At 49.3% G+C, this 21,286-nt stretch carries 25 protein-coding genes and 2 tRNA genes; 10 read left to right on the plus strand and 17 right to left on the minus strand.

What is annotated here, in order from left to right:
* The 5 genes from D8682_RS05025 to D8682_RS05045 are packed head-to-tail and all read right to left on the minus strand — an operon-like array spanning position 1 to position 5,536.
* Positions 1-1,326 carry a S49 family peptidase gene (locus D8682_RS05025; RefSeq protein WP_121813686.1) on the minus strand — a complete coding sequence of 442 codons (1,326 nt, stop codon included), beginning with the start codon at positions 1,324-1,326 and terminating at the stop codon, positions 1-3.
* Positions 1,313-2,899 carry a phage portal protein gene (locus D8682_RS05030; protein WP_121813687.1) on the minus strand — a complete coding sequence of 529 codons (1,587 nt, stop codon included), beginning with the start codon at positions 2,897-2,899 and terminating at the stop codon, positions 1,313-1,315. Before D8682_RS05030 ends, D8682_RS05025 begins: the two co-directional genes overlap by 14 nt.
* A complete protein-coding gene (gene gpW / locus D8682_RS05035) occupies positions 2,896-3,102 on the minus strand; it encodes a gpW family head-tail joining protein (RefSeq protein ID WP_121813688.1) in 207 nt (68 codons plus the stop codon). The genes D8682_RS05030 and gpW overlap by 4 nt, the downstream gene beginning before the upstream one ends.
* A complete protein-coding gene (locus tag D8682_RS05040; RefSeq protein WP_121813689.1) occupies positions 3,103-5,013 on the minus strand; it encodes a phage terminase large subunit family protein in 1,911 nt (636 codons plus the stop codon).
* The gene (locus tag D8682_RS05045) at positions 4,988-5,536 is read right to left on the minus strand and encodes a terminase small subunit (RefSeq protein ID WP_162302984.1); all 549 of its coding nucleotides are present in this window, start codon (positions 5,534-5,536) and stop codon (positions 4,988-4,990) included. Before D8682_RS05045 ends, D8682_RS05040 begins: the two co-directional genes overlap by 26 nt.
* Positions 5,537-5,923: 387 nt before the next feature.
* On the opposite strand from D8682_RS05045, the gene D8682_RS05050 reads away from it, so the two are divergent.
* A complete protein-coding gene (locus tag D8682_RS05050) occupies positions 5,924-6,424 on the plus strand; it encodes a DUF2004 domain-containing protein (RefSeq protein ID WP_162302985.1) in 501 nt (166 codons plus the stop codon).
* Positions 6,425-6,507: 83 nt separating this feature from the next.
* Here the strand turns inward: D8682_RS05050 and D8682_RS05055 are convergent, their stop codons facing one another.
* The 12 genes from D8682_RS05055 to D8682_RS05110 form a co-directional block, all read right to left on the minus strand.
* Positions 6,508-6,822, minus strand: a complete 315-nt coding sequence (locus D8682_RS05055) for a hypothetical protein (RefSeq protein WP_121813691.1) — start codon at positions 6,820-6,822, stop codon at positions 6,508-6,510.
* A gap of 373 nt (positions 6,823-7,195) precedes the next feature.
* A tRNA-Phe gene (locus tag D8682_RS05060) sits at positions 7,196-7,272 on the minus strand.
* A gap of 327 nt (positions 7,273-7,599) precedes the next feature.
* Positions 7,600-8,133, minus strand: coding sequence for a hypothetical protein (locus D8682_RS05065; RefSeq protein WP_121813692.1), 534 nt, complete (start codon positions 8,131-8,133; stop codon positions 7,600-7,602).
* Between the two features lie 291 nt (positions 8,134-8,424).
* Positions 8,425-9,480, minus strand: coding sequence for a site-specific DNA-methyltransferase (locus D8682_RS05070; protein ID WP_121813693.1), 1,056 nt, complete (start codon positions 9,478-9,480; stop codon positions 8,425-8,427).
* A 148-nt stretch (positions 9,481-9,628) separates the two neighbouring features.
* Positions 9,629-9,820, minus strand: a complete 192-nt coding sequence (locus tag D8682_RS05075) for a TrmB family transcriptional regulator (RefSeq protein ID WP_121813694.1) — start codon at positions 9,818-9,820, stop codon at positions 9,629-9,631.
* Between the two features lie 442 nt (positions 9,821-10,262).
* A tRNA-Cys gene (locus D8682_RS05080) sits at positions 10,263-10,339 on the minus strand.
* Positions 10,340-10,684: 345 nt separating this feature from the next.
* Positions 10,685-11,467, minus strand: coding sequence for an antitermination protein (locus D8682_RS05085; RefSeq protein ID WP_121813695.1), 783 nt, complete (start codon positions 11,465-11,467; stop codon positions 10,685-10,687).
* Positions 11,464-12,834 (minus strand): replicative DNA helicase, encoded by a 1,371-nt coding sequence (locus tag D8682_RS05090; RefSeq protein ID WP_121813696.1) that lies wholly within the window; start codon positions 12,832-12,834, stop codon positions 11,464-11,466. Before D8682_RS05090 ends, D8682_RS05085 begins: the two co-directional genes overlap by 4 nt.
* Complete coding sequence (locus D8682_RS05095) at positions 12,831-13,715, minus strand: ATP-binding protein (protein WP_121813697.1); 885 nt, start codon at positions 13,713-13,715, stop codon at positions 12,831-12,833. Before D8682_RS05095 ends, D8682_RS05090 begins: the two co-directional genes overlap by 4 nt.
* Positions 13,712-14,632, minus strand: a complete 921-nt coding sequence (locus D8682_RS05100) for a hypothetical protein (RefSeq protein WP_121813698.1) — start codon at positions 14,630-14,632, stop codon at positions 13,712-13,714. Before D8682_RS05100 ends, D8682_RS05095 begins: the two co-directional genes overlap by 4 nt.
* 32 nt (positions 14,633-14,664) lie before the next feature.
* A complete protein-coding gene (locus tag D8682_RS05105; protein WP_121813699.1) occupies positions 14,665-15,531 on the minus strand; it encodes an ORF6N domain-containing protein in 867 nt (288 codons plus the stop codon).
* Between the two features lie 74 nt (positions 15,532-15,605).
* The gene (locus D8682_RS05110) at positions 15,606-15,830 is read right to left on the minus strand and encodes a helix-turn-helix transcriptional regulator (protein WP_121813700.1); all 225 of its coding nucleotides are present in this window, start codon (positions 15,828-15,830) and stop codon (positions 15,606-15,608) included.
* A 105-nt stretch (positions 15,831-15,935) separates the two neighbouring features.
* Between D8682_RS05110 and D8682_RS05115 the strand changes: the two genes are divergently transcribed.
* The 9 genes from D8682_RS05115 (at position 15,936) to D8682_RS05160 (ending at position 21,270) form a co-directional block, all read left to right on the plus strand.
* Positions 15,936-16,589, plus strand: coding sequence for a LexA family transcriptional regulator (locus tag D8682_RS05115; RefSeq protein WP_121813701.1), 654 nt, complete (start codon positions 15,936-15,938; stop codon positions 16,587-16,589).
* A gap of 473 nt (positions 16,590-17,062) precedes the next feature.
* On the plus strand, positions 17,063-17,263 hold the full coding sequence (locus tag D8682_RS05120; RefSeq protein ID WP_121813702.1) for a hypothetical protein: 201 nt from the start codon (positions 17,063-17,065) through the stop codon (positions 17,261-17,263).
* Between the two features lie 187 nt (positions 17,264-17,450).
* Complete coding sequence (locus D8682_RS05125; protein ID WP_121813703.1) at positions 17,451-17,660, plus strand: hypothetical protein; 210 nt, start codon at positions 17,451-17,453, stop codon at positions 17,658-17,660.
* On the plus strand, positions 17,644-17,997 hold the full coding sequence (locus tag D8682_RS05130; protein ID WP_238392820.1) for a hypothetical protein: 354 nt from the start codon (positions 17,644-17,646) through the stop codon (positions 17,995-17,997). The genes D8682_RS05125 and D8682_RS05130 overlap by 17 nt, the downstream gene beginning before the upstream one ends.
* Positions 17,987-18,217: a hypothetical protein gene (locus D8682_RS05135; protein ID WP_202914373.1), complete on the plus strand. Its 231-nt coding sequence runs from the start codon at positions 17,987-17,989 to the stop codon at positions 18,215-18,217. The genes D8682_RS05130 and D8682_RS05135 overlap by 11 nt, the downstream gene beginning before the upstream one ends.
* Positions 18,214-18,597 (plus strand): hypothetical protein, encoded by a 384-nt coding sequence (locus D8682_RS05140; RefSeq protein ID WP_121813704.1) that lies wholly within the window; start codon positions 18,214-18,216, stop codon positions 18,595-18,597. The genes D8682_RS05135 and D8682_RS05140 overlap by 4 nt, the downstream gene beginning before the upstream one ends.
* 315 nt (positions 18,598-18,912) lie before the next feature.
* On the plus strand, positions 18,913-19,149 hold the full coding sequence (locus D8682_RS05150; RefSeq protein ID WP_121813706.1) for an excisionase family protein: 237 nt from the start codon (positions 18,913-18,915) through the stop codon (positions 19,147-19,149).
* Positions 19,150-19,204: 55 nt separating this feature from the next.
* Positions 19,205-20,518: a site-specific integrase gene (locus D8682_RS05155; protein ID WP_121813707.1), complete on the plus strand. Its 1,314-nt coding sequence runs from the start codon at positions 19,205-19,207 to the stop codon at positions 20,516-20,518.
* Complete coding sequence (locus D8682_RS05160; RefSeq protein ID WP_121813708.1) at positions 20,497-21,270, plus strand: DUF72 domain-containing protein; 774 nt, start codon at positions 20,497-20,499, stop codon at positions 21,268-21,270. Before D8682_RS05155 ends, D8682_RS05160 begins: the two co-directional genes overlap by 22 nt.
* Positions 21,271-21,286: the final 16 nt, after the last annotated feature.

The raw sequence follows: 21,286 nt of genomic DNA on the forward strand, positions 1-21,286 counted from the left end.
TTATTTCTTTAAAAAAGAGGCCAGACGGGAGGTTTTTCCATTCTGAATGTCGGCATTATCACCACCAACTGCCTGAGCGCCTTCCTTCTCCATAAACTGGACAAATGCATCAGATGCTCCCAGCGGGACGCCTGACATGATCCTTTCCGCAGTGACCAGCGTCATACCTGGCTCTTGACTTAAAACCCCCGCCAGCGCCTCGCGCCCTTTAGCTGCATCACATCCCATGATGGATGCGACAACGTCAGCGCCGGGTGCCACCATCGCAGGCACGGATTTCAAAACCGCGGTCACTTGCTCAGCATGCATGTCGGAATGCATAGCCAGGGCGCTCGCCAGTCCCTCACGGCCAACGGCATCGGGATGAGCAATAATCGCTGTGATGCGCTGGCGTTCTTGCAGCGCGGCTTCATGTGACATTGAGATACCTCGTGTTGGTGATGTTAAATTTAACGCAGCTGACATGACGTCAATTGCATCGGCGCTGTTAACTATTTGATTGGCGAATCCGATTGATACGGCGCTCTCGCCATCATAAACAGCAGCTTCGGTAGCGAGCACGGCCTGAACGGACATACCCATATAGCCAGAAACCTTCCGGGCAAACATGTCACGCGCCGTGTCTATTTTTGCCTGAAAATCGGCGCGGACATCCTCAGGAAGCTTTTCATACGGATTACCGTCAACTTTATGGCTGCCGGCATAAATCAGCGTGACCTCGAGCCCGGCCTGCTCCAGTGCGCCTGAATAATTTGAATGCGCCATCAAAACACCCACCGACCCCATTCGCCCTGTTTGGGTATTGAGTCGGTAGCTGCATGCCGCAGCGATAAGCATGGCCGCCGAGCAGGCCATATCATTACTCAGCGCCCAGATGGGTTTTTCATCCCTTAGCCGGGCGATAACATCCGCACAATCAAATGCCCCGGCCACCTGCCCGCCAGGGCTATCGATATCCAGCAGCACCCCTTTCACTTCCGGGTCAGAAATCGCCTGCTCCAGTCTGGCGATAATCCCGTCATAACCGGTCATGCCAGAAAAGGGCCGCATGGTGCCGAGCTTATGCACCAGCGTTCCGGTCACCGGCAGAACGGCGATGCCGTTTTTGACCTGATAAAACCGTGCCTCACGCTTACCCTCGGTCATGAAGCTTGCGGTGATGGCATTCATGTCCGACGTGGTGAGCTGCTCATCAGGAAGGTTCAGCCGGCTAACCCCGATTTCTTTACCCAGCGCAGAAAAGAAAACCCGCGCATAGGCGGGTTCAAGTAAGAGCGGCTCGTTAAAGGCCATGCTGGCGATATGCGCCAGATTACGTTGCGGCATTGGTTTCCTCGCTCTTTTGTGAGTCAGCGATTTGCTGGTTGTAGGTGTTCGCGATCCACACCGGAGGGCGCAGGCCCGCTGCCGCACGCTCCTGCGATTCACGCACCTGTTGACGGAAAATTTCCTGGTAGTCTTCACCCAGTTTCGCCAGTTCTTTTTCGTAGGTGCTGAGTCCGGCTTCAATCAGCATCACGGATTCCTGCACTTCCTTGAGCCCGTCGATAGCCATACGACCCGCGCCTATCCATTCCGAGCGCTGCCAGCTGGGGCGGGCTTCCCAGAATGAATATCTTGCGCGTGGCGGAACAATGAGCTTTCTGGCAATCACTTCTTCCAGCCAGCATCCGAACATCAACGAAGCCTGGCGGGCGGCAATAAATTTGCGCATTCCCATAAAGTAACGCCACGATTCATTGGCGCTGGCACGCGCACTGGAGTAGCTCACTTCGCTGTAATCCCGTGAAAGCTGCTCGTAAGACACGCCCGTTCCCGCCGCGATATACCGCAGAATAGCTTTTTCCAGCGCGGAATAGCCGTTATCAGAATCCTGTGCAGACTGGAGGTTTAACGCATCACCAGGATAAAGATGGGGAATTTTAACCCCACCCAGCTTGACGTTCACATTCGTGTAATGATTGGCCTGCTCAAGAAGCATTTTCATTAATGGACTGGATGCTTTCACTGCTTCATCAGCGCCGGCAATAAATGCCATCGCCTCTTTCGTATCTATTTGCGATTCGATAGTAGCCGCATACATGGATTTAACGATCACGCTCTGAAGCTGAGTGGCCTGAAGAGTGTCCAGCATTTTCATCCGCTCCATGACGCTGTAAAAACGGTTCGCGCCACGCGTCTGGCCATCCTCTGTCGGCTGGAATATGTGGATCATGCCCGGACGCCCATTGCGCATCGTTTTGGGTATGCGCAGATAACGGGTCGTCCCCATAAAGTATGGGTCGCCCTCGCGGACGTGATACGCGACGGCCTTGCCATTTTTATCAATATCCACACCCGCCCTGCGCGACGCGGTCGACATGCCGTTATAGGGATTTTCAATACGCTTCGGACTGATCATTTTAAAACGCGTACGAAAGAGACTACTGGAACTATTTTCCCAGACGGGTTGAATGAACGCCTCGCCATTAAAGGCGTGAACCCCGACCCCCTCACGAATAAATTCGGTAAAGGTGCGCTTCTCTTCGATATCAATTTTGCAGTACGGTGAGTCGGCAAACTCCAGCCAGGCCGCTTCAACATCATCAACAAATGCCTGCGCATCCGCCTCGTTCATGCCGAGAAACTTCCAGTTTGGTCGGTAACTCAGGCGGAACATGTGTCCTACGATATGATCCTGGTGTAGCCGAATAATATTTGAACCCAGCCCATTATTCCGGACCAGGTCATCAGCACGCGCATTACCTGTTTTCAGCGTGGGGAGTAATGCGGCATCAGCACTCTGGGACAGAGGTGTCCATTCTGCCATCTGCCCACCAAACCCCACACCACCGCCGGTATAACCCATCGAACGACTTAACGGATTTCCGTGCACATCAACCAGCACAGGATGTGTCATAAACGCACCCCCGCCGGCGGTAAGCGCCTGGATGGAAGGCCCAGCGCGGTTCGGATTTCATCGATGTAAAACCGCAGCTCTGAAATACTGGCCTGACTGTACTGAACCTGCCGCCCGTCTTTTGATATTGATACAATTCTTTTTCCGATCTGAAGCGCGTGAAGTGCCTGTTCGGCCTCAGTCAGCATGGCTGATGTGAACATTTACCCTCCCAGAGCAGCATAAACAGCAGCCATATCAGGTTCGTTACTGGTTTTCTCATTCCTTGACGCCGCCAGGGCATCAAGATCTAACTGCCATTTCTGCATGGATAAACGTAATGCGGCATAAGCATAGACAAGACAGTCCAGCGCCTCGTTGCGACGTTTTTTGTTGTCCCAGAGAAGTTTTCTCTTTCCCTTTTCATACTTTTCAATGAGTTCCTCAGCAACCAGTTGCTTCGCCTCCACCTCAGAGAAGATGTCCTGATCCGCAGGGAAGTGCATGGCCATCGGGGTCGGCACTGAATAATCAGAAGGAGTTAACGCCATGCGTGCATAAAGGATTTCTTTGGCGGTATCGGTACCGATTTCGCAAAGATACGTACCATGCTCACCACGCGTGCGCGGCATGGAGATAACTGTTTTTCCGTAAACGCTGGCGCCCTTGATTGGGATGACGCGAAAGATGCCATGCTTGCGTGAGCGTTTATGGACAATAACAGGGTCGATACCACCGGTATCCCAGCAAGTGCGGCTGATGGTCATTTCCGAACCATCCTCACAGGCATATCGCGCGTTGATTGCCGCATCGACACGCATCAACGTGGACTCATCATCTGGTCGCCCCATGATAATGACTTTATCGACGAGAAAAGCCTCCTCGCCGGGTGCCCACCCCCAGACATACACCTCGAAACGATCCCCCTGGGAATCGATACCCGCAGTGAGGTAAACAACGCGGCCAGGAACTTTGCATTTATAGACGGCGACTTTTTCCAGCAGAATATCGTGCTCAAGTTTTTCACCTACGGCATCGCTCCACGTTTCGCCCAGCGTGGTATTCCAGAATCCCTTCATGCCGTTCGGATCTTTGAGTGCCGTCTGATAGTCATAAATAATCTGCACCCAGGTGGTAAAGGGGCTGTATGCGGTCCAGATGTGGAATGAGACGGAGCGCGGCGCCGGGATTTCTTTTCCATTCACATCACACCACGCCAGACCATCACGGGTGGTGATGTGTGTATTTTCGCAAATCCACCGGCCATCGGTCTGATCGAGTTCAGCCTGATAAATAACGCAGCCATGATGCTCGCACAGGTAATAAACGGATTCGGGCTTACCCTGCTCCCACTTCAGGCCATACGGCGTCTCATCATCCCCCCATTTGAGAAACTGCTTCTCACCACAATGCGGGCAAGGAATGTGGAAGCGCAGCAGGTGATCAGACTCTCGTGCCGCTTTTTCAATCTGGCAGCTATCTTTTATTTTTGGTGTGGAACCACGGATGGATTTTGGCCAGATGGAACCTTCTATGCGCTTGTCGCCGAGTTGCGTCGGTGAGCCTTCTTTTTCAATATCCGCATCAAAGGCGGCCAGCTCGTCATACATCACCGCATCAACCGATTTCTCACGGTAATTTTTGGCCGCCTTCCCCCCAAGACACCACAGTCCCATGCCATGCGAAAAGCGTTTCATGGATAGAGTGTTGTCACGATGCTTCCTGCCGTACCAGGGAGCCAGGAGCTTCAGTGCCGGAACTTCCCTTATGGTAGGTTCAACATGTGACTTCATGAAGTTCTCAGCATCCGCATCCGTTGGCTGAAACATCAGACAATTACGGGTTTTATGTTCCACAAAATAAGCCATTACCGCCAGGAGCATTTTGGTATAACCGACGCGGGCAGATTTGATAAAGTTGACGGTGCGGATCCCATCATTACCCATGGCATTCATGATGGCCACCTGGAAAGGCAGCGTTATCCAGGCACCGGTGTTGTAGCTTGATTCTTTCGGCAAATAGTAACAGTCATCCGCCCATTCAACGGCCGTCATAGGTAAGGGGCGGCGCAAACTGGCAAGCCCTGCCGCAGCGGCTACGACCATATTTTCAACTTGTGCTGTCGATATATTCATCGAGCATCTCCGGGATTTTTCCGCTGGTTGCGGTAGCGTTATTCATCGCTTTGGCGATCAATTTTTTCAGAAATTCAAGTTGCGCCTTATCAATGTCAACAAAGCGCCTCTGCATAGAAAGGGGGATGGAGTCCAGAATGGAAGCGATATCATTTGCCAGCCTGGAGAGTGCAAAGGAGCAAAAAGCTGTATCAACAACCACCCTTTCATCTCTCAGGTTTTTAAGTTCCTGAGCAAGGGCCTGTGCCTCAGTGAGGCGAATACGCGCCTCCTGCAAACGGATCTCCCGCTCAATGTCATCACCTTGTTCGTCACCCTCATTTGCCGGTTCATTTGCCGGTTTGTTCAGGGGGTGTCCGGGCGGGACTCTCTGCCTCAAAACATCAATGTAAAACAGACGCCATGCATCCATGTCGTATCCCGCGCGCCCGCGTGGTTTGGGAGATCCAGCCAGTTTGGTGAGGCCCCGGAGCGTCCGTTCTGAAACATTAATATGGCGCGCTACCTCCTCTTGTGTAGCCATAAAATCACCCCAAAAGAAACCGGCAAATACATTCCTTGAAAATTTTCATAAATAGCGCGCTTTTGCGCGTCTAAAGCCCCTCGGTGTTTTTATTTCCCAGGAAGTACCTTTTCAGACTACTGAGAGTTGGATGTTTAAACCTGAGACCCCTCTACTATTGTTGCATCACGCCACAGTGTCGTATCCTGACCCGCATTATCCGGCCTGACACCATCAAAACTAAGACACCGCCGATCCTGAGTTCAGAATTGCGGAAGCAACTGGGCGGGTCGCGATCAAGCAGGGTTTTACTCATTAGCGCGAAATACAGCTTTTGCGTTCGCTGCCGTGAGGCTAAACCTGTTTTCAATGGATATTTACCAGATTTTCCCTGACAAAGGATTTGTAATGAGCTCAGTCAAACACCCGTACTTCGGTACGTTGAACAGTCTAAATTCACACGGCCCCGATGTTGTGTGGGAAGGAAAGATCGCTATTAACAACACTGAGACCGATGCCATGGTTTGGATTGAAGGAAACACCTCTTTCCAGATGGCACAGTTGGATGCATTTGCTGCGCTACTAACAAACATATCCTCAGTTGACGCCCGTGCTCGCATTCAGTTATGTAACCATCTGACCAAGGATGATCCACATTATCTTGAATATCATGTTAATGAGTTAGCGGAGAGCCCAGTCATCGCAGAGCTGATAAGGGCTAGTGCAGAAGGGATACCATCCGCCGATGCCTTTGTGCAAAAAATGCGACTACACAACATTGGACTATGGCATGGCCATAAAACGCCACTTATTCTCGATTACATGATCGATTCCGATTACAGCGACCAAATTCTTGCTGTAGGCATTAGCCTCGACGGGGAAGCTATCGATGTAAGTTGGGAGAGCTAAATGTAATCAGTTATTACAATACCCCCTCCCGGCACAACGAGCTAATGCCGGGAGTTTTTTGCCATTTAAAAAACTATAAATGCCTACCCCCTCATGTTCTTACTGCCCAGGCGAGACAGCAGTTTCTTTTCAAGCAAATTCACGACTGTTACGCCGGACCAGGATGATATTCCGCAGGCGACTGCCGTTCCGGTGTAATGCCACTGAAAACGCACCGCGAGCATCAGCACGAGTGCACTTGCAAATGTTGAGATGATGATTTGGCATACCGCGCCCCAGAATGATGTCGGGATGCCAGAAAGAATACTGTGGGCAATCTTCGATAACACACCGAGGCCCGTAAAAATGGCAACGAGGAAATACCCCGCAATTTCGTCTTCTGGCGGCTTAAATGGCATGGGATTTAGTCCATAAAAAAGCCCCGCGATAAGCGAGGCTTGAGAGTCATAGCACAACAATGTCAGTGGTTATGGCTCGGTCATGTTTTAGCAATGAAAAAAGCCCCGCATGAGGGGCTGAGTAAAACGAGAACTCAATTCGGAAGATTACTAACGATACACAGATAAGTATCAGACTGAACGCTGAGCGGCATGAACCTACAAGCGTATAAAGCAATATGGGAACACCCAGCGTTCAGACTGATACGCTCTCAAGCCACTCAGGAATTATTCCGTTTTTGTTGGCTGAAAAGCATTTGGTGCGGTCGGTGGGAATCAAACCCGCCCAGGCGCTCATTGATGGGATAGGTGCCTGAATATCAATTAACCGCATTGGAACCGGTTAGCGGAGTTGAACCGCTGCCATCCTGATTTTTCAATCAGGCGTTCTGCCTGCTGAACTAAACCGGTAAAAAAGCCTCTGACGAGGCCTAAGCAAATCAAAAAATCCAATTCCAAGCCAATGGGTTTTTACTATGTGTTACCTGCAAAGCAACGAGGCGAATCCTAAATCAATTCATGTGAGCCACCAATGCTGAATCGATTTAATTTTGAATAATCATTCAAAGATAGATAGCCACCAGTAAAGGGTCAGCACAGGATGAGGCTTCGATACTGCGTGTAAGCAGAAAAGAAAAAGCCCCGCGATAAGCGAGGCTTGAGAGTCATAGCACAACAATGTCAGTGTCTATGACTCAGTTACGTTTTTAGCACCAGTCATATTATTAAAACGGCTATTCAGCCAAACATCTTGATACCCAGCTCTTTGCACGAAAAAACCAAGTTATCAGGGTTTGCATTGCCCATCAGAGCCTCTATCAGAAGATCCTTTTCCTTCGAGTCCAACGGTGAATCAGCATGTTCAAGCAGACTGTCGGTATCCGCGAACTGCCGGAACCACGGCTCACCTACTTCAATGAGAAATCGCTCAAGGTCCATGATACAGCGTTCATAGGTGCTGCCACTAACCGCATTAAACCGGAAGTGATAGCGCCCCATACGTGTTTTTTCAGCATCACTGCAAGGACCATTTAGCGCTAATCCGGGATGCTCATCGTTAAGCACACGGATTCCGAAGGATACCTCAATGGTGACTGACGCATTTATGCTGCGCTGGCGGTGAAGATTCACAAAATCCACCGCATGAGTGATACGCTGCCGAGTCCAGAGCGTTGTCTTCGTTCTTGAGAACCCCAAAACAGAAGCAGATAAGGTGAATTCTTTGAAGGCTTTTTCCGTACGGCTACGAATAATGGGGGTAAACTCGCTCAATTTAACTCCTTTGGGGTCCTGCTTTACAGTTGCCAAATTCGATTGTAAAACAGGCCTAAGGCCGGTGGACCACTGATAACCTGATTTTGCAATCAGGCGTTCTGCCTGCTGAACTAAACCGGTAAAAAGCCTCGGACGAGGCCTAAGTAAATCCAGGATTCAAGTTACAAACAAATCAATCAATGGTTACGCTATCTGTTACCTGCGAAGCAACGAAGCGAATCTTATATAGTTAATTTGTGTTGTTATTGATATTTGATGCCGAAATGTTTCAACTTACAAAAGTTTACCCTATACAGACTTCGGTACCATGTACTGCCGAATTTCATCCTGTGTTTGCCCGTATCGCTCACCTTCCAGTTCCACGCCTATCGCCCGACGCCCCAGAGAAAAAGCCGCCTTTATCGTCGAACCAGACCCCATAAAAAAATCGGCCACAACATCGCCGGGTTTGCTGCTGGCGCTGATAATCTGCCGCAACATATCGGCCGGCTTTTCACATGGGTGTTTGCCTGGATAGAACTGGACGGGCTTGTGGGTCCATACATCGGTGTACGGAACAGACACTGAAACAGCAAATGGTCGCCGGAGAGCTTTGAACTCACCCAGCAGGTCAGAATATTTCCGGTTTAACGACTGCCACGTTTCCACCAACTGATGGTGTGGTTTATCCAGTTCTTGTTTCACATGTTTTGAGGCGGCTATTTGGGTGAACAATGCCTGAAGCTTTAAATAGTCTGCTTCATTCGGTAGCTGCCACTGACTGGCACCGAACCAGTGCGAAACCATGTTCTTCTTACCCGTTGCATCAGCAATTTCTTTTGACGTAACACCCAGCGCTGCGCGTGCATTACGAAAGTAATCAATCAACGGTGCCAGGATATGCTGTTTAGCGTCGCGGCAATGCTCCGTGTAACTGTCGGGCGTATACGGTCCCGGGTAATGCTCTGCAAAGAGAATGCGCTCAGTAGCCGGGAAGTAAGCCCGCAGGCTTTCTTTATTGCAGCCATTCCAGCGCCCTGAAGGCTTTGCCCAGATGATATGGTTCAGAATGTTGAAGCGCTGGCGCATCAGCAGCTCAATATCTGCCGCCAGGCGATGACCACTGAACAGGTAGATACTGCCATTGGGTTTCAATACCCGCCAGAACTCAATCAGGCATTTATCAAGCCAGGCCAGATAATCCTCATCGCCCCGCCACTGGTTATCCCAACCGTTTGGTTTCACCTTGAAATAAGGCGGATCGGTAACAATGAGATCGACGGAATTTTCAGGAAGGGAGGCAAGAACCTGAAGACAATCAGCGTTGAACAACTCAACACTGTTTAAAATTACAGTATTTTTCATAGATCAGTAAACGAGTCTCTGATAGGCTCACTTTGCTTTAGCGCTAAAGCGGTGGGCCCTGGTTCGCTTGTGACCATTAGACATGAGCGAATGGCTGGTTGAGTGCTACAACACCCACCAGCCGCCCATTTTCACTGCAGAAGCCTCCTTAATGGAGGCGCTTGTAACATCCAATCTGGTATTCCGATAAACCCGCCATTACTAACTGCGTCAGTATTAACTGGCATCGTTCACGCGTCAGATGTGTATTCTGTGCAATTTCCCCAACAGTTGCGGGCTTGTCGCTTAATTCTTTGAAAACTGCTTTTGCTGTTTCCGTCATATCCTGCTGTTTTAGCATGTCTTTTATCCTTGATTTTGGCGTGACATACAGATAACTCTGGTTCGATAAAGCAGCAAGCTGAAAGGTTTATTGCTGTATCAGCAGGCAATTCATTAACCTTTGGGCGTAAAAAAACCCGCACCTGGCGGGTTGATTATTGCATTCGGCTGGGCACTGACTTCGCATTTTGAACAGCCCCGCACAAAATGTTTTGAAGCCAATACCCAGCCGAATGCGCTTTCCAGTCACTCCGGGTTATCCCATCTTCGCAGACTGAAAAGCATTATTCTTGGAGCGGTCAGCGGGAATCGAACTGGTGACCTACTGATTACAAGTCAGTTGCTCTACCTACTGAGCTAAAGGGCCTGATATAAAAATCACTGCAAAGAGCAGCCAGTGGGAATCAAACCCACCCAGGCACTCATTGAGGTGAAAACGCCTGAATATCAATTGACTGCACTGGTACCGGTTGATGGAGTTGAACCACCGCCCTTCTGATTTTGCAATCAGCCGTTCTGCCTGCTGAACTAAACCGGTAAAAAAGCCTCGGACGAGGCCTAAGCAAATCAAAAAATCTAATTACGAGCCCTATGTGTTGCCTGCAAAAACAACGAGGCGAATCCTAAATCAATTCATGTGAGCGACCAATGCTGAATCGATTTAATTTTGAATAATCATTCAAAGATAGATAACCACCAGTAAAGGATCAGTACAGGATGAGACTTCAGTATTGCTTGTAAGCAGAAACAAGAAAGCCCCGCATCAGCGAGGCTTCATTTAAGTGGCGGGTATTAACAACTTCCCACAATTAGAAGCATACACGACAACTTCGGACAAAATCAATATGTTCAGCATTAAAATTCAAAACAATGCCGCCATCTTTCAAAATTTAGTCGCTCTCTCGAACGCTATTTCTGCCTTTCCCTCTCCCCAGTGGCATTCCTGCACCAGACCGTCGTAGAAGGGTTTCCAGTTTCGTGTCCATGTTCTGACATGCAGATCCGGAACAAGGCTCAGAATCGCTTTATGGACGTTTGTTGAGGGCATGCTTGCAAACCCCTTTCCCGTACAGCGTTCACATTCTTTAAATACCGGAGCACCCTGCTCACTGGTGGCTTTGCGATCGAGCACACATCCGATCCCTTTGCATCGGCAGCGGGCCGATAGCGTCCCCTTTCCGTCACAGTGCTGGCATTGTTTTTTAACCGTCTGCAGTTCTACCCTGGGTGAGATCTTCACTTCACCATCTGCACCGATGTAGCCAGGGTAACGAACCACCTGTTCCTGAACATCCACCAGCCCTTTACCTTTGCAGTGTGGGCAGCCTGATGAGCTGGCAGCTGAGCGCGAATATTCAGTAAAGGCAAATCGGGCGAGAAGGAGCATGCAATTGCCAAACTGAGTTCCTGCCGCCTTACGTACATTTTTTGGCGCATCATCCATCGCCATACGTGCCAGCTCCTGCACGGCTTTCTGCTCATCTCCTGTGCTGATGCCGTTCTTACCGAGGAATGCCCAAAGACCAAACCTCGCTTTTGCCGCTGTGGAGCCGAGCGCTGCCATAATATCTGTTCCAGTGATCCTGTCAGGAGAGGTGGATTTGGATGAATCGGTGATAGCCAGTCCCTGCGGGCTAAAGTGTTTCAAGGATGCTTCAAGTTTCATGCGGCCCTCTCATTCTTAGTGTACCGGCAAGATTTAGCTTCAGGTTGCTGGCGACTAAGCTGCTGAGCCTGCGCCTGGTCAATTGGGTAGAAGTGTCCGTTTTGGAAACGACGATAGACAGTACCGAGAGCACCATTGCGGTTTTTTGTAATATTGATTTCAGCAATGCCGCGAGCGGGTGACTCCGGGTTATAAACCTCATCGCGATAGAGCATCATGATAATGTCGGCGTCGGCTTCAATCTCACCCGAGTTTTTCAGGTCTGCGTTGAGCGGGCGCTTGTTTGGCCGGGATTCAACGCTGCGGGATAGCTGGCTCAATGCAATAACAGGTGTTTTGTTCATCTTCGCCAGTGATTTAAGGCCCTTCGATACATCACCCACCGCCAGATCATGACGGCTGTTATTTTGCAGCTTAACCAGGCCAAGATAATCGACAGCAATCAGCTTTGTTTCTGGATGCGCCTGCTTGTGGCGTACAGCAGCCTGCTTAATCTGCTCCACATTGAGATCGGTAGCATCAATGATCCAGATATGGCGACCGGTCATACGGCTGATACCATTGGCAATTCTTGCCCAGTCCTCATCCTCCAGCTTGTCCGGAGATTTGAGGCGGGATGCCGAAATACCGCCAGCTGCCGACACATGGCGCTCTGCTATCTGAATAGCGCCCATTTCCATGCTGAAGAACAGTACTCCCGCGCCGGGCTCTGTCACTTTGTCGATGATATCCAGCACCATCTCGGTTTTACCCATTGAGGGGCGCGCAGCGAGCAGGATCAGGTCAGTTAAGTCAAAACCACCGGTAATCGAATCCAGTTCATCAATTCCCGTCAGTATTGTCCGTCCTTCACTGCGACCACTCATTTTCTCATCCAGCCGGTCGATGATTTCAGGCAGCAAATCATCAATGTTAATGGCTTTTACTGCGCTTTCTTCCGTATCAAGAGCACTGATGGCCATCTTCACTTCATCAAGTGCGTTCATGGCCTGCTCACTCGTCACCGATTTACGCAATGTATTCAGTGTGGCTTCCAGCAGGTCCTCAGCCGCTCGCAGTGCCGCGTTTCGCTTCAGTACAGCGGTATACTGGATGAGAGACGATTTTGCCCAGGCTTTCCTGCTGGAATCCATAATCGTCGCCTCATGCTTTGGCAGCGACTCGCACAGCAGAACGGGGTCAATAACACCGGTTGTTTTGGCCTGTCGACAGATAGCCTCGAATATTTCGCGATACTGCCAGTTTCCGAATGTTGAGGACGGAAGCGATGAAACGATCTCCATCACCTCAGGGTCGGTACCGCGCAGGAACATGCCCCCGATCACCGCCCCTTCAATGTCCTCATTTCGCCAGAGAGCTGAACTCATGCCGCCACCTGCCCTTTCTGCTTGCGGTAACTTTCCCAGTTAAAAATTAACTCAGTCCCGCCACCTTCAACCATACGGTCGGTGAGCCGTTCACCAATGGCATCAGAAATCTGCGCAGGGGTAAGATTGCTCAGCAGGATGGTGGGCAGCATGCGTTCGTAACGCGTATTGAGAATATCGAACAGAATGATTTTCTCAGCGTCCGTACCGTACTGAAGGCCAACCTCATCGATGATCAAAAGGTCACGACTGGTGTACAAATGAACCAGTTCATCCTCGGTCATGTCGGATTCTTTCGACCAGGTGCGTTTGATTGCGCGAATAATTCGCATGACTGAGGTCATCAGGACAGTGCTCTGATGGTTGCGGATGATATCTTTCGCCAGTGCGGTTACAAGATGGTTTTTGCCGGTTCCGGGCTTTCCGGTGAGGATTAGGCTTGTGCCGTTCGCCAGCATGTCAGGCCAGGCAGCGGCGTATGCTTTCATGATACTCAGGCATTTTGCGGCGCTGTCACAAACAACGTCGTAGTTGCTGAATTCGCATGCTTCAAAGCGCGGCACGATATGTGCTTCACCCAGTAACATCTCAGTCTGGAGGGCGACCTTTGCCTGCTCTGCAACATCGATTTCTTTCTGGATGCAGCCCGGGCAACGAGATGATTTTTCGGATACCCGGCCTCTGAACGCCATCCACAATCGTGTTTTCTGATAATCCCCGTGAAGACTACAGGTCGCCGGATTCGATTCCTGGCTATCATAGCAACGATCGGTGGGAGCAACTTTCCCATCAGAAAATGCCAGCTCTTCAGTGAGATTATCAATCGTGATACCCAGAGACTGAATGCCACGTTTGTGGGTGTCATAATTTATATGGCTCATGTGTTACCTCTCGCCCACACGGGTGTATTGGTTGTGCCGTAGTCACGATCGTTAAATCCGGAATGCTTGTTATCTTGTGGTTTATGCTGCTGCGAACCCGTTATTGCCCAGGTATTCTCAAACTCCAGACCCGGACCAAAGAAACGCGCCCCCTGCATCACAAACTCCGTACCTGATTTTCCGGTAGTCAGCAGGAATGCTGCGTAACGTTTAACCCCTTCCAGCATGCTCTCAGCCGTTACCCCATCATGTAGACGGGCATTCCACGCCTGGTAAGCTTTGTTCTTCGGGTTACTTCCCTGCCTGGCGGGATAAGCTTTCCAGGCACTTTCAAACTCTGGTGAATATCCATTCTTAACAGGCTTAGCAGGTGTACTGGCGTCAGCCTGTGCACCTGGAGTTTTAATCTCTGTAGTAATCTCTTGTGTATTCTCTGTAGTAGTCTCTGGTAATGGTTGGGTCATATTGCCCCGTTGCATTGGGCCATCCTGACCTGGTGCATTAGTGCAATCTGCTTCACTGCATTTGGTCATATTGCTCTGCTCCATTTGGTCAATTTGACCAAATGCTTCGTTCACTGGTTGCGCTGTGTTTTCAATAGCTCCCAGCGCGGCATAATTGATGCTGTACCACTTGCTACGGTCGCGTGGATCACGATTGTGATTCCCGCTTACCACCATCCCTTGCTGCTCAAGGCTTAACAATGCGCGTTTGATGGTTGCTTCACTCCAGAACGGGAATTGCTTCTGCCAGTTGGCAACGCTGTTGTATACCCATCGGCGATCCTGATAGTGATGCCGTGAGGAAGCCATCCAGTAATGGATTTGCTGAAGAATTACCGCTTCATTGAGGCCGATTGCGCAGGCCAGAGAAGGCAGCACCTGAAGGGGATTTTCGTTAATCAGCAGTCGACTCATTACCTACCCTCGAAAAAAAGTGTTGGAACGCCTCATGCTGCATGCAAAGCCTCCTGCAGGTCGCTGTCATGTGTGAACTTGCCGTCCCACCCCTTCTTCATCGGTAAATTACCTTTCAGGTAATGGCGATATAGCCAGACAGCACCTTTGCGCAGCAGGATTGGTTTGTATGCGTCAAAACTTTCGATATCCACATTATCGGGATCAATGCGCTGTCGCTTCTCCCTGAGATACTGATCGCGCGCATAGTGTTTAACCCGCCACGCTGCCTTACGAGATTCTGGACGTTCGTCGAACAGCCAGTTGTGATCAGCGAGAAAAGCGTTTATCTGGCTGACGTTCACGCCGTTCAGCAACTTGCAGAACTGGAAGGGACTCATGCCATCCTGGAAAAGGTTCTCCAGGTGATCGATGTACTGCGCCTGACGATGGACGTAACCGAGCGCTTTGTTTTTGGACTCAAACTCATCAGCCCATGCGCGAGCAGCAGCAGCCGGATTATTGAAATCAGGCATGATACTCAACGGATGCGCTGGATCTGGCTTGTGAAAGTAGGCACTCTCCATTTTCTCAAAGAATGACCATGCTTCATCGGTATCAATGATTTTGGACATGCGAGCGGCGCCGCGTACAGTCCACAGAACTTGCTGGCTTGTATGTTTACTAACCAACCCACTGATAGTAGGCAGCCTCTTAAAATGCTGTAACTCCAGGCCTTCCAACTTAAAGTAATGCTCACCTTCAATAAAACGTTCCTGGTTGCGGGTGAGGTTCATTTGGATATTTTTAACATCCGTTCCGTAACCAACGGCCAGCGCCTCGGTGGTCACAACACGTACACCTTCCCACTGGATTTCCGGCAGATTTTCAGCGTTGATAATTTTCAGTTGACGTTTCATTGGTTCTCCTTTGTGTTGCGTGACATGTCACGCTGGAGCTGGCTGAATACTTCAGGCATCACTGTGCGCGGTAGTCAGGAGGCATTACCGTCACCTTTCGGGCGTGGGAAGATGTCATCTAGTGAGCAATCTGCGCCCAATTTTTTGAAACCATCAATAATTAAACGACAGTCCTCTAGATTTGGTTTTCTGATGCATAATTCGTAATTTGAAATACGCGAAGGTTTCCATCCCAAGGCCACGGCAAATTCTGCTTGCGTTAGTCCAATACTTTTTCTCTGCCTAGCAATGTTGTTCATTGCAGTCTCCAAAAATAAATTCAACCCATTACACACATTTTGTGATTAACAGTCAACTACGATTTGTGTATAACATCTATCCACATAACGTGTTAGATTAAAGGAATGAAAACCATGCATGAAATTATCGGGGAAAGGATTAAAGCCCTGCGAGAGGCGAAGGGACTTAGCCAAGTACAGCTTGCCAAACAATGTGGCTGGGCAGCCCCTTCACGTCTTGGTAACTATGAACTGGGAACCCGGAAAGTTAGCGCGGATGATGCTTTGCTGCTTGCGAATGCTTTGGGTGTATCACCAGCAAAAATATTATTCGGAGACGATTCAGTGTCCGTTTATAAACAATACGACTACCCACTTTTCACTACAGTTCAGGCCGGGCAGTTTGCTGATGTTGGCACATTCACTGAACGTGATGCTCAGGAGTGGGTAGCTACGGCTAAAAAGGCCAGTAAAGACGCTTTCTGGCTAGAGGTTGCAGGACATTCAATGACAGCTCCGCAGGGAGTAAGACCAAGCTTTCCTGAGGGCATGCTGATACTTGTCGACCCAGCCGAGGATGTAGAGCCTGGAGATTTCTGTGTAGCCAGTGTGTTTGGTGACACTGAGGTGACGTTTAAGAAATTCACATGGGATGATGGACAGCCCTGGCTGGAACCGTTAAACCCCAACCCTAGATACCACAGCATTCCGTGCAATGAGACTTGCCGTATAATAGGGAAGGTAGTTAAGGCACAGTGGCCCGAAAATATCTTTGACTAGAAACCACATCAACACCCCTTGTAGTCGTTTAACTTAACCCGCATCTTGCGGGTTTTTTATTAATTACTGCACAGTGACCGGGCATACTTTTCACGTTATTTTAAGCGCCCTTACACACCACCGTCCCTTATATTAGAAAAATAAAATCACAAAACAAACAATCACATATCGTGAATAAAAAATAAAATACACATTTTGTGATTGCAAAAATAAACACACTATGTGAATATTATCTCATCGGCAAACAGCAGAGCCAATGAGATGAACACAAGCGACAAACAAGTTTTAAATAGCCACACCTTAAGATCCTCCTGCCATCAAATTGACAGGGTAATTTCTTGCCTGACTTTAGTTCAGAATTCAGGTGTCAATGAAAGCATCGAAGCGACGATCCTTCTATGCAAAGGGGTACTTGCGAGAACTGTTGATGAACTGAACGAAACATTTGGATCTGACTGGCCGGAGAATAAACAATGAAAACTCCAATCGAAATGCTGGAAATTATCAGCGCAGAAATCATCGAAAACACAACGTTACTTGAACTTATATATAAAAACAGCGCTGAAGAGCCTCAAGTTGATTGTTCAATCGCATGTCTACTTCGCTCTCTTTGTAAGACCCGCGAAAAAATAGAACATTACGTTGAGATATGTATTAATAATCAACGAAAATAAAAACAAGTAATTAATCGAAGTAAATACAGCTTAATCGCTGGGGAATTCCACAACCATAATTCAGTGGGGTACATATTATGAGTTTTATAAAAGACATTATTGCATATAAAAGTGCATTGCTCTATGCCGCATGCGGACAAGAGGTTATTGCAGCGCTATATCTACGCAAGGCTTACGGGGCTTAAGTATGGAGGAAAATGAAAAGACTCACAAAGAAATAGCAGATAAGGCGGACCAACTTTGCTGCTTACTAAAAGTCTCCGCTCTCGCGACTGTCGAATTAGAAGAATGTGAAATGAGTGCGTTATTCACTCTGGCCTTTGAATTATCGATTACCGTCAGTGCTTATCTCAATGATAACGAAAGTGGACTCATCGGTAATGACAAACCTAATTGAAATACGCCGCCACCGAATTGTTATTGCAAAGCTGAATTCAATGGAGCGAAAAACCGGTAGCCATTTTACGTTAGTGAAGTTACCGAACAATGAAGTGACGACCATTGAACTAAATGAAGAAATACTAACTAAAGCACTAATAAAAATATTCGAAGCGATGGTGTACAACTCCAATAAACGAATGGAAGCCGAGCGACATATATCAGACCATTACAGCGCATGTATGGGAAACAAATTAAATAAGCTTTCACCGCTGGGCATGGAATTTATGAATGCGGTTATAGCGAATTTAGCAGAACAGGCATTTGAGCATCAAGGAGTCAGCAATGGTAACTGAGCAACGAACCATCAGCTATATGGGTGTAAATATTCCGGCCCCAGTATTACCCATTGAGTTGCATGTTTTGCCCGATTTTACGGGGCGCGTAGTTGTCCACTTTGAAAAAGGGCGTGCCATTTGCGATCGCCGCCTTCATGAAAGTGAACACGTGGCTACCCTGGATGGATTTTTAGAGCTAGCCCGCATGGCTGGATACAAAGTGAGGAATGAGAAATGACCACCAGCAAAGTTAAAACAGGTATCGACGCAGCATTCAGCCGCCCTCTCCGTCCGGTGTATGTCGTGTCTCGTCACGGTTTCCGTAAGCGTTGCCTGAGCCGTAGCGCGGCGTTAAATAACCTGGCGCACTACATGACCACTTACGCTTTCCGTCTGGCGGGAGTCAGGACCCATTACCCGGATATGCCCGTACAGCGCGATGGCGTTTTAGTCCACCAACTCGGGCTACCAACTGAAATTTATCTGTCTGCTCATACCCGCTGCGTTCGCCGTATTCGTCGCCTGCTGGCCCGTAAGCGTGAGATCAAGCAGTGGCAGGAGAAGCACGACGCGCTAACCGAACAGTATCGCGAATTCATGAAAACGAAGCCGTTCTAAGGTGGGAATTATGCTTTTACCAACTGATATTCTCCGCGCCGCACTCTGCTGCGTGGCTGACCATGGATGATCGGCGCGATATGGCAGACCTTAACGACACTCTGGTGAAAGCCAGCGTCCAGATTGACGACGGATGTGACCTTACAAAGCAGCTGGTTTGGAAGATGAATGCCAGGCGGGATATGCGGAACGGCATCAGTGTACTGATGCCACCAGCTCCGAAGGTAGCGGCATCGAAGATCGAACCGAAGAAGAAGCCCCGGAAACGGGGTTATCGAGTAGTGCAAAAAGCGATTGGCGCGGTATGAGGTGGATATGAGCAATGTAATTCAATTGGCCCCTAACGAGTGGGTTTGCGAAAGTGTTCTTATCGCGGTTACCGGGTTAAAGCCCGGAACCATCCTCCGGGCCAGGAAAGAGTGCTGGATGGTTGGGCGAGAATATATTCACGTCTCACCGGACGGAAATCCGAAGCCATCCAGTGAGTGCATGTACAACCGTATGGCGGTAGACGCATGGGTTGCCTCACTCAAAAATAAACAACCAGGGTGATTTGACGCCATGAAAAAGGTAACCTCACATCGCTCTTGGGCGTCTGGAGGAATCAATGGATAAATTCACATATCCGACAGGCGTTGAAAATCACGGTGGCACATTGCGCATCTGGTTTAGCTATAACGGTAAGCGTGTCAGGGAAAACCTTGGTGTCCCTGACACTGCTAAGAACAGGAAGATTGCTGGGGAACTGCGGACATCAGTATGTTTTGCCATCCGAACAGGAACCTTTGACTATGCAGTGCGGTTTCCTGACTCACCTAACCTCAAGACTTTTGGGGTAGGTAAAAAAGAAATTACAGTGAAAGAGCTTGAAGAAAAGTGGCTGGATCTGAAAAAGATGGAAATATGTTCGAACGCGCTCAATCGCTATGAGTCGGTCGTAAGGAATGTAGTGCCAAGGATCGGGGGAGATAGACTGGTAACCTCAGTGAATAAAGAGGAATTACTGTACATCAGGAAAGATTTGCTGACCGGTCATCAAACACGATTGAAAATGAAATCCCCGGCCAAGGGACGAAGTGTTGTTACTGTGAATTATTACATGGCAACAATCGCCGGAATGTTTCAGTTTGCTGCTGATCACGGCTACTTAGAGGCGAACCCATTTAATGGAATTAAGCCGCTAAAAAAAGCCAGAGTAGAACCAGACCCGCTAACTCGTGACGAATTTATCCGCCTGATAGATGCATGCCGGCATCAGCAGACGAAAAACCTGTGGTCATTAGCAGTGTACACAGGAATACGTCACGGGGAGCTGGTCTCCCTGGCCTGGGAGGATATCGATCTTAAAGCGGGAACAATTACCATCAGGCGCAATTATACAAAACTTGGTGAGCTCACACTACCTAAAACCGAAGCAAGCACTAACCGGGTAGTGCACCTTATCCAGCCAGCGCTCAGCATACTGAAAAATCAGGCGGAAATGACAAGGTTAGGTAATCAGCATCAAATCGACGTTCAGCTCCGCGAGTATGGCCGAACGGAGCGCCATGACTGTACATTTGTCTTTAATCCACAGTTTGTCAGACGGTGTAAGCAGGTCGGGTTTATCTATAAGGTTGATTCGGTAGGTGACTCATGGGACGCGGCGCTGAAGCGCGCAGGTATCAGGCACAGGAAGGCGTACCAGTCACGGCATACTTATGCGTGCTGGTCTTTGTCTGCTGGAGCCAACCCGAGCTTCATTGCCAATCAGATGGGACATGCAAGCGCCCAGATGGTTTTCAATGTGTACGGGGCGTGGATGGCTGACAGCAGCACAGAGCAGATCGCAATGCTTAATCAGAAGCTGGCCGATTTTGCCCCACTGATGCCCCATAGCCCACACAACAACATAAGAGCATTATTAAAATCAGTAAGTTAAATACGGTTACCCGACATGTCAATTGTGTGGAAGGCAATACCACGCTGTACGCCTTGCCTAAAGCGGAGACGGTACTTCGTTGGCGCGAGATGACCGACGACAACTTCCGCTTTTGCTTTAAATTCCCGGCCACCATTTCCCATAACGCCGCGCTTCGTCAGTGCGGAGATTTGACCGCCGAATTTCTTGATCGCCTGTCTCCACTGGCACAGCGCATCGGGCAATACTGGCTGCAACTTCCCGCAAAATTTGCCCCTGCCGACTTACCTGCGCTGTGGTATTTCCTCGACGCTTTGCCAAAAGAATTCACCTACGGCGTCGAAGTTCGCCACCCTTCTTTCTTCGATAAGAGTGCCGATGAGCAAGCATTTAATCGGGGTTTGCATCTGCGTGGTGTTAACCGGGTTATTCTGGATAGCCGTCCGGTGCACAGCGCTATCGCCAACAACGAAGCGATGCACGAAGCCCAGCGTAAAAAACCCAAAGTACCGGTTCATGCCATCGTCACCGCAAATCACCCGATGGTGCGCTTTATCGGCAGCGACGATATGGTGCAAAACCAGGCGCTTTTCGACGTTTGGCTTAAAACCTTGCCAAAATGGCAACAAAACGCCACGCCTTACCTGTTCCTGCATACGCCTGACATTGGGCAAGTCCAGGATTTAGTCCATACACTATGGCGCGGATTGCAGCAGGCTCTTCCCGATTTGGGCAATGAACCTGCCATTCCTAAGCAAAACTCCCTATTTTAGGGGTAGCGACAGCTTA

The sequence above is a fragment of the Buttiauxella sp. 3AFRM03 genome, from assembly GCF_003675305.1.
Lineage (GTDB): Bacteria > Pseudomonadota > Gammaproteobacteria > Enterobacterales > Enterobacteriaceae > Buttiauxella > Buttiauxella ferragutiae.

Excerpts from the sequence above, each read along its gene's own strand:
- D8682_RS05025 (WP_121813686.1), bottom strand. The coding sequence starts at position 1,326 with ATGCCGCAACGTAATCTGGCGCATATCGCCAGCATGGCCTTTAACGAG.
- D8682_RS05030 (WP_121813687.1), bottom strand. The coding sequence starts at position 2,899 with ATGACACATCCTGTGCTGGTTGATGTGCACGGAAATCCGTTAAGTCGT.
- gpW (WP_121813688.1), bottom strand. The coding sequence starts at position 3,102 with ATGTTCACATCAGCCATGCTGACTGAGGCCGAACAGGCACTTCACGCG.
- D8682_RS05040 (WP_121813689.1), bottom strand. The coding sequence starts at position 5,013 with ATGAATATATCGACAGCACAAGTTGAAAATATGGTCGTAGCCGCTGCG.
- D8682_RS05045 (WP_162302984.1), bottom strand. The coding sequence starts at position 5,536 with ATGGCTACACAAGAGGAGGTAGCGCGCCATATTAATGTTTCAGAACGG.
- D8682_RS05050 (WP_162302985.1), top strand. The coding sequence starts at position 5,924 with ATGAGCTCAGTCAAACACCCGTACTTCGGTACGTTGAACAGTCTAAAT.
- D8682_RS05055 (WP_121813691.1), bottom strand. The coding sequence starts at position 6,822 with ATGCCATTTAAGCCGCCAGAAGACGAAATTGCGGGGTATTTCCTCGTT.
- D8682_RS05070 (WP_121813693.1), bottom strand. The coding sequence starts at position 9,480 with ATGAAAAATACTGTAATTTTAAACAGTGTTGAGTTGTTCAACGCTGAT.
- D8682_RS05075 (WP_121813694.1), bottom strand. The coding sequence starts at position 9,820 with ATGCTAAAACAGCAGGATATGACGGAAACAGCAAAAGCAGTTTTCAAA.
- D8682_RS05085 (WP_121813695.1), bottom strand. The coding sequence starts at position 11,467 with ATGAAACTTGAAGCATCCTTGAAACACTTTAGCCCGCAGGGACTGGCT.
- D8682_RS05090 (WP_121813696.1), bottom strand. The coding sequence starts at position 12,834 with ATGAGTTCAGCTCTCTGGCGAAATGAGGACATTGAAGGGGCGGTGATC.
- D8682_RS05095 (WP_121813697.1), bottom strand. The coding sequence starts at position 13,715 with ATGAGCCATATAAATTATGACACCCACAAACGTGGCATTCAGTCTCTG.
- D8682_RS05100 (WP_121813698.1), bottom strand. The coding sequence starts at position 14,632 with ATGAGTCGACTGCTGATTAACGAAAATCCCCTTCAGGTGCTGCCTTCT.
- D8682_RS05105 (WP_121813699.1), bottom strand. The coding sequence starts at position 15,531 with ATGAAACGTCAACTGAAAATTATCAACGCTGAAAATCTGCCGGAAATC.
- D8682_RS05110 (WP_121813700.1), bottom strand. The coding sequence starts at position 15,830 with ATGAACAACATTGCTAGGCAGAGAAAAAGTATTGGACTAACGCAAGCA.
- D8682_RS05115 (WP_121813701.1), top strand. The coding sequence starts at position 15,936 with ATGAAAACCATGCATGAAATTATCGGGGAAAGGATTAAAGCCCTGCGA.
- D8682_RS05120 (WP_121813702.1), top strand. The coding sequence starts at position 17,063 with ATGAAAACTCCAATCGAAATGCTGGAAATTATCAGCGCAGAAATCATC.
- D8682_RS05125 (WP_121813703.1), top strand. The coding sequence starts at position 17,451 with ATGGAGGAAAATGAAAAGACTCACAAAGAAATAGCAGATAAGGCGGAC.
- D8682_RS05130 (WP_238392820.1), top strand. The coding sequence starts at position 17,644 with ATGACAAACCTAATTGAAATACGCCGCCACCGAATTGTTATTGCAAAG.
- D8682_RS05135 (WP_202914373.1), top strand. The coding sequence starts at position 17,987 with ATGGTAACTGAGCAACGAACCATCAGCTATATGGGTGTAAATATTCCG.
- D8682_RS05140 (WP_121813704.1), top strand. The coding sequence starts at position 18,214 with ATGACCACCAGCAAAGTTAAAACAGGTATCGACGCAGCATTCAGCCGC.
- D8682_RS05150 (WP_121813706.1), top strand. The coding sequence starts at position 18,913 with ATGAGCAATGTAATTCAATTGGCCCCTAACGAGTGGGTTTGCGAAAGT.
- D8682_RS05155 (WP_121813707.1), top strand. The coding sequence starts at position 19,205 with ATGGATAAATTCACATATCCGACAGGCGTTGAAAATCACGGTGGCACA.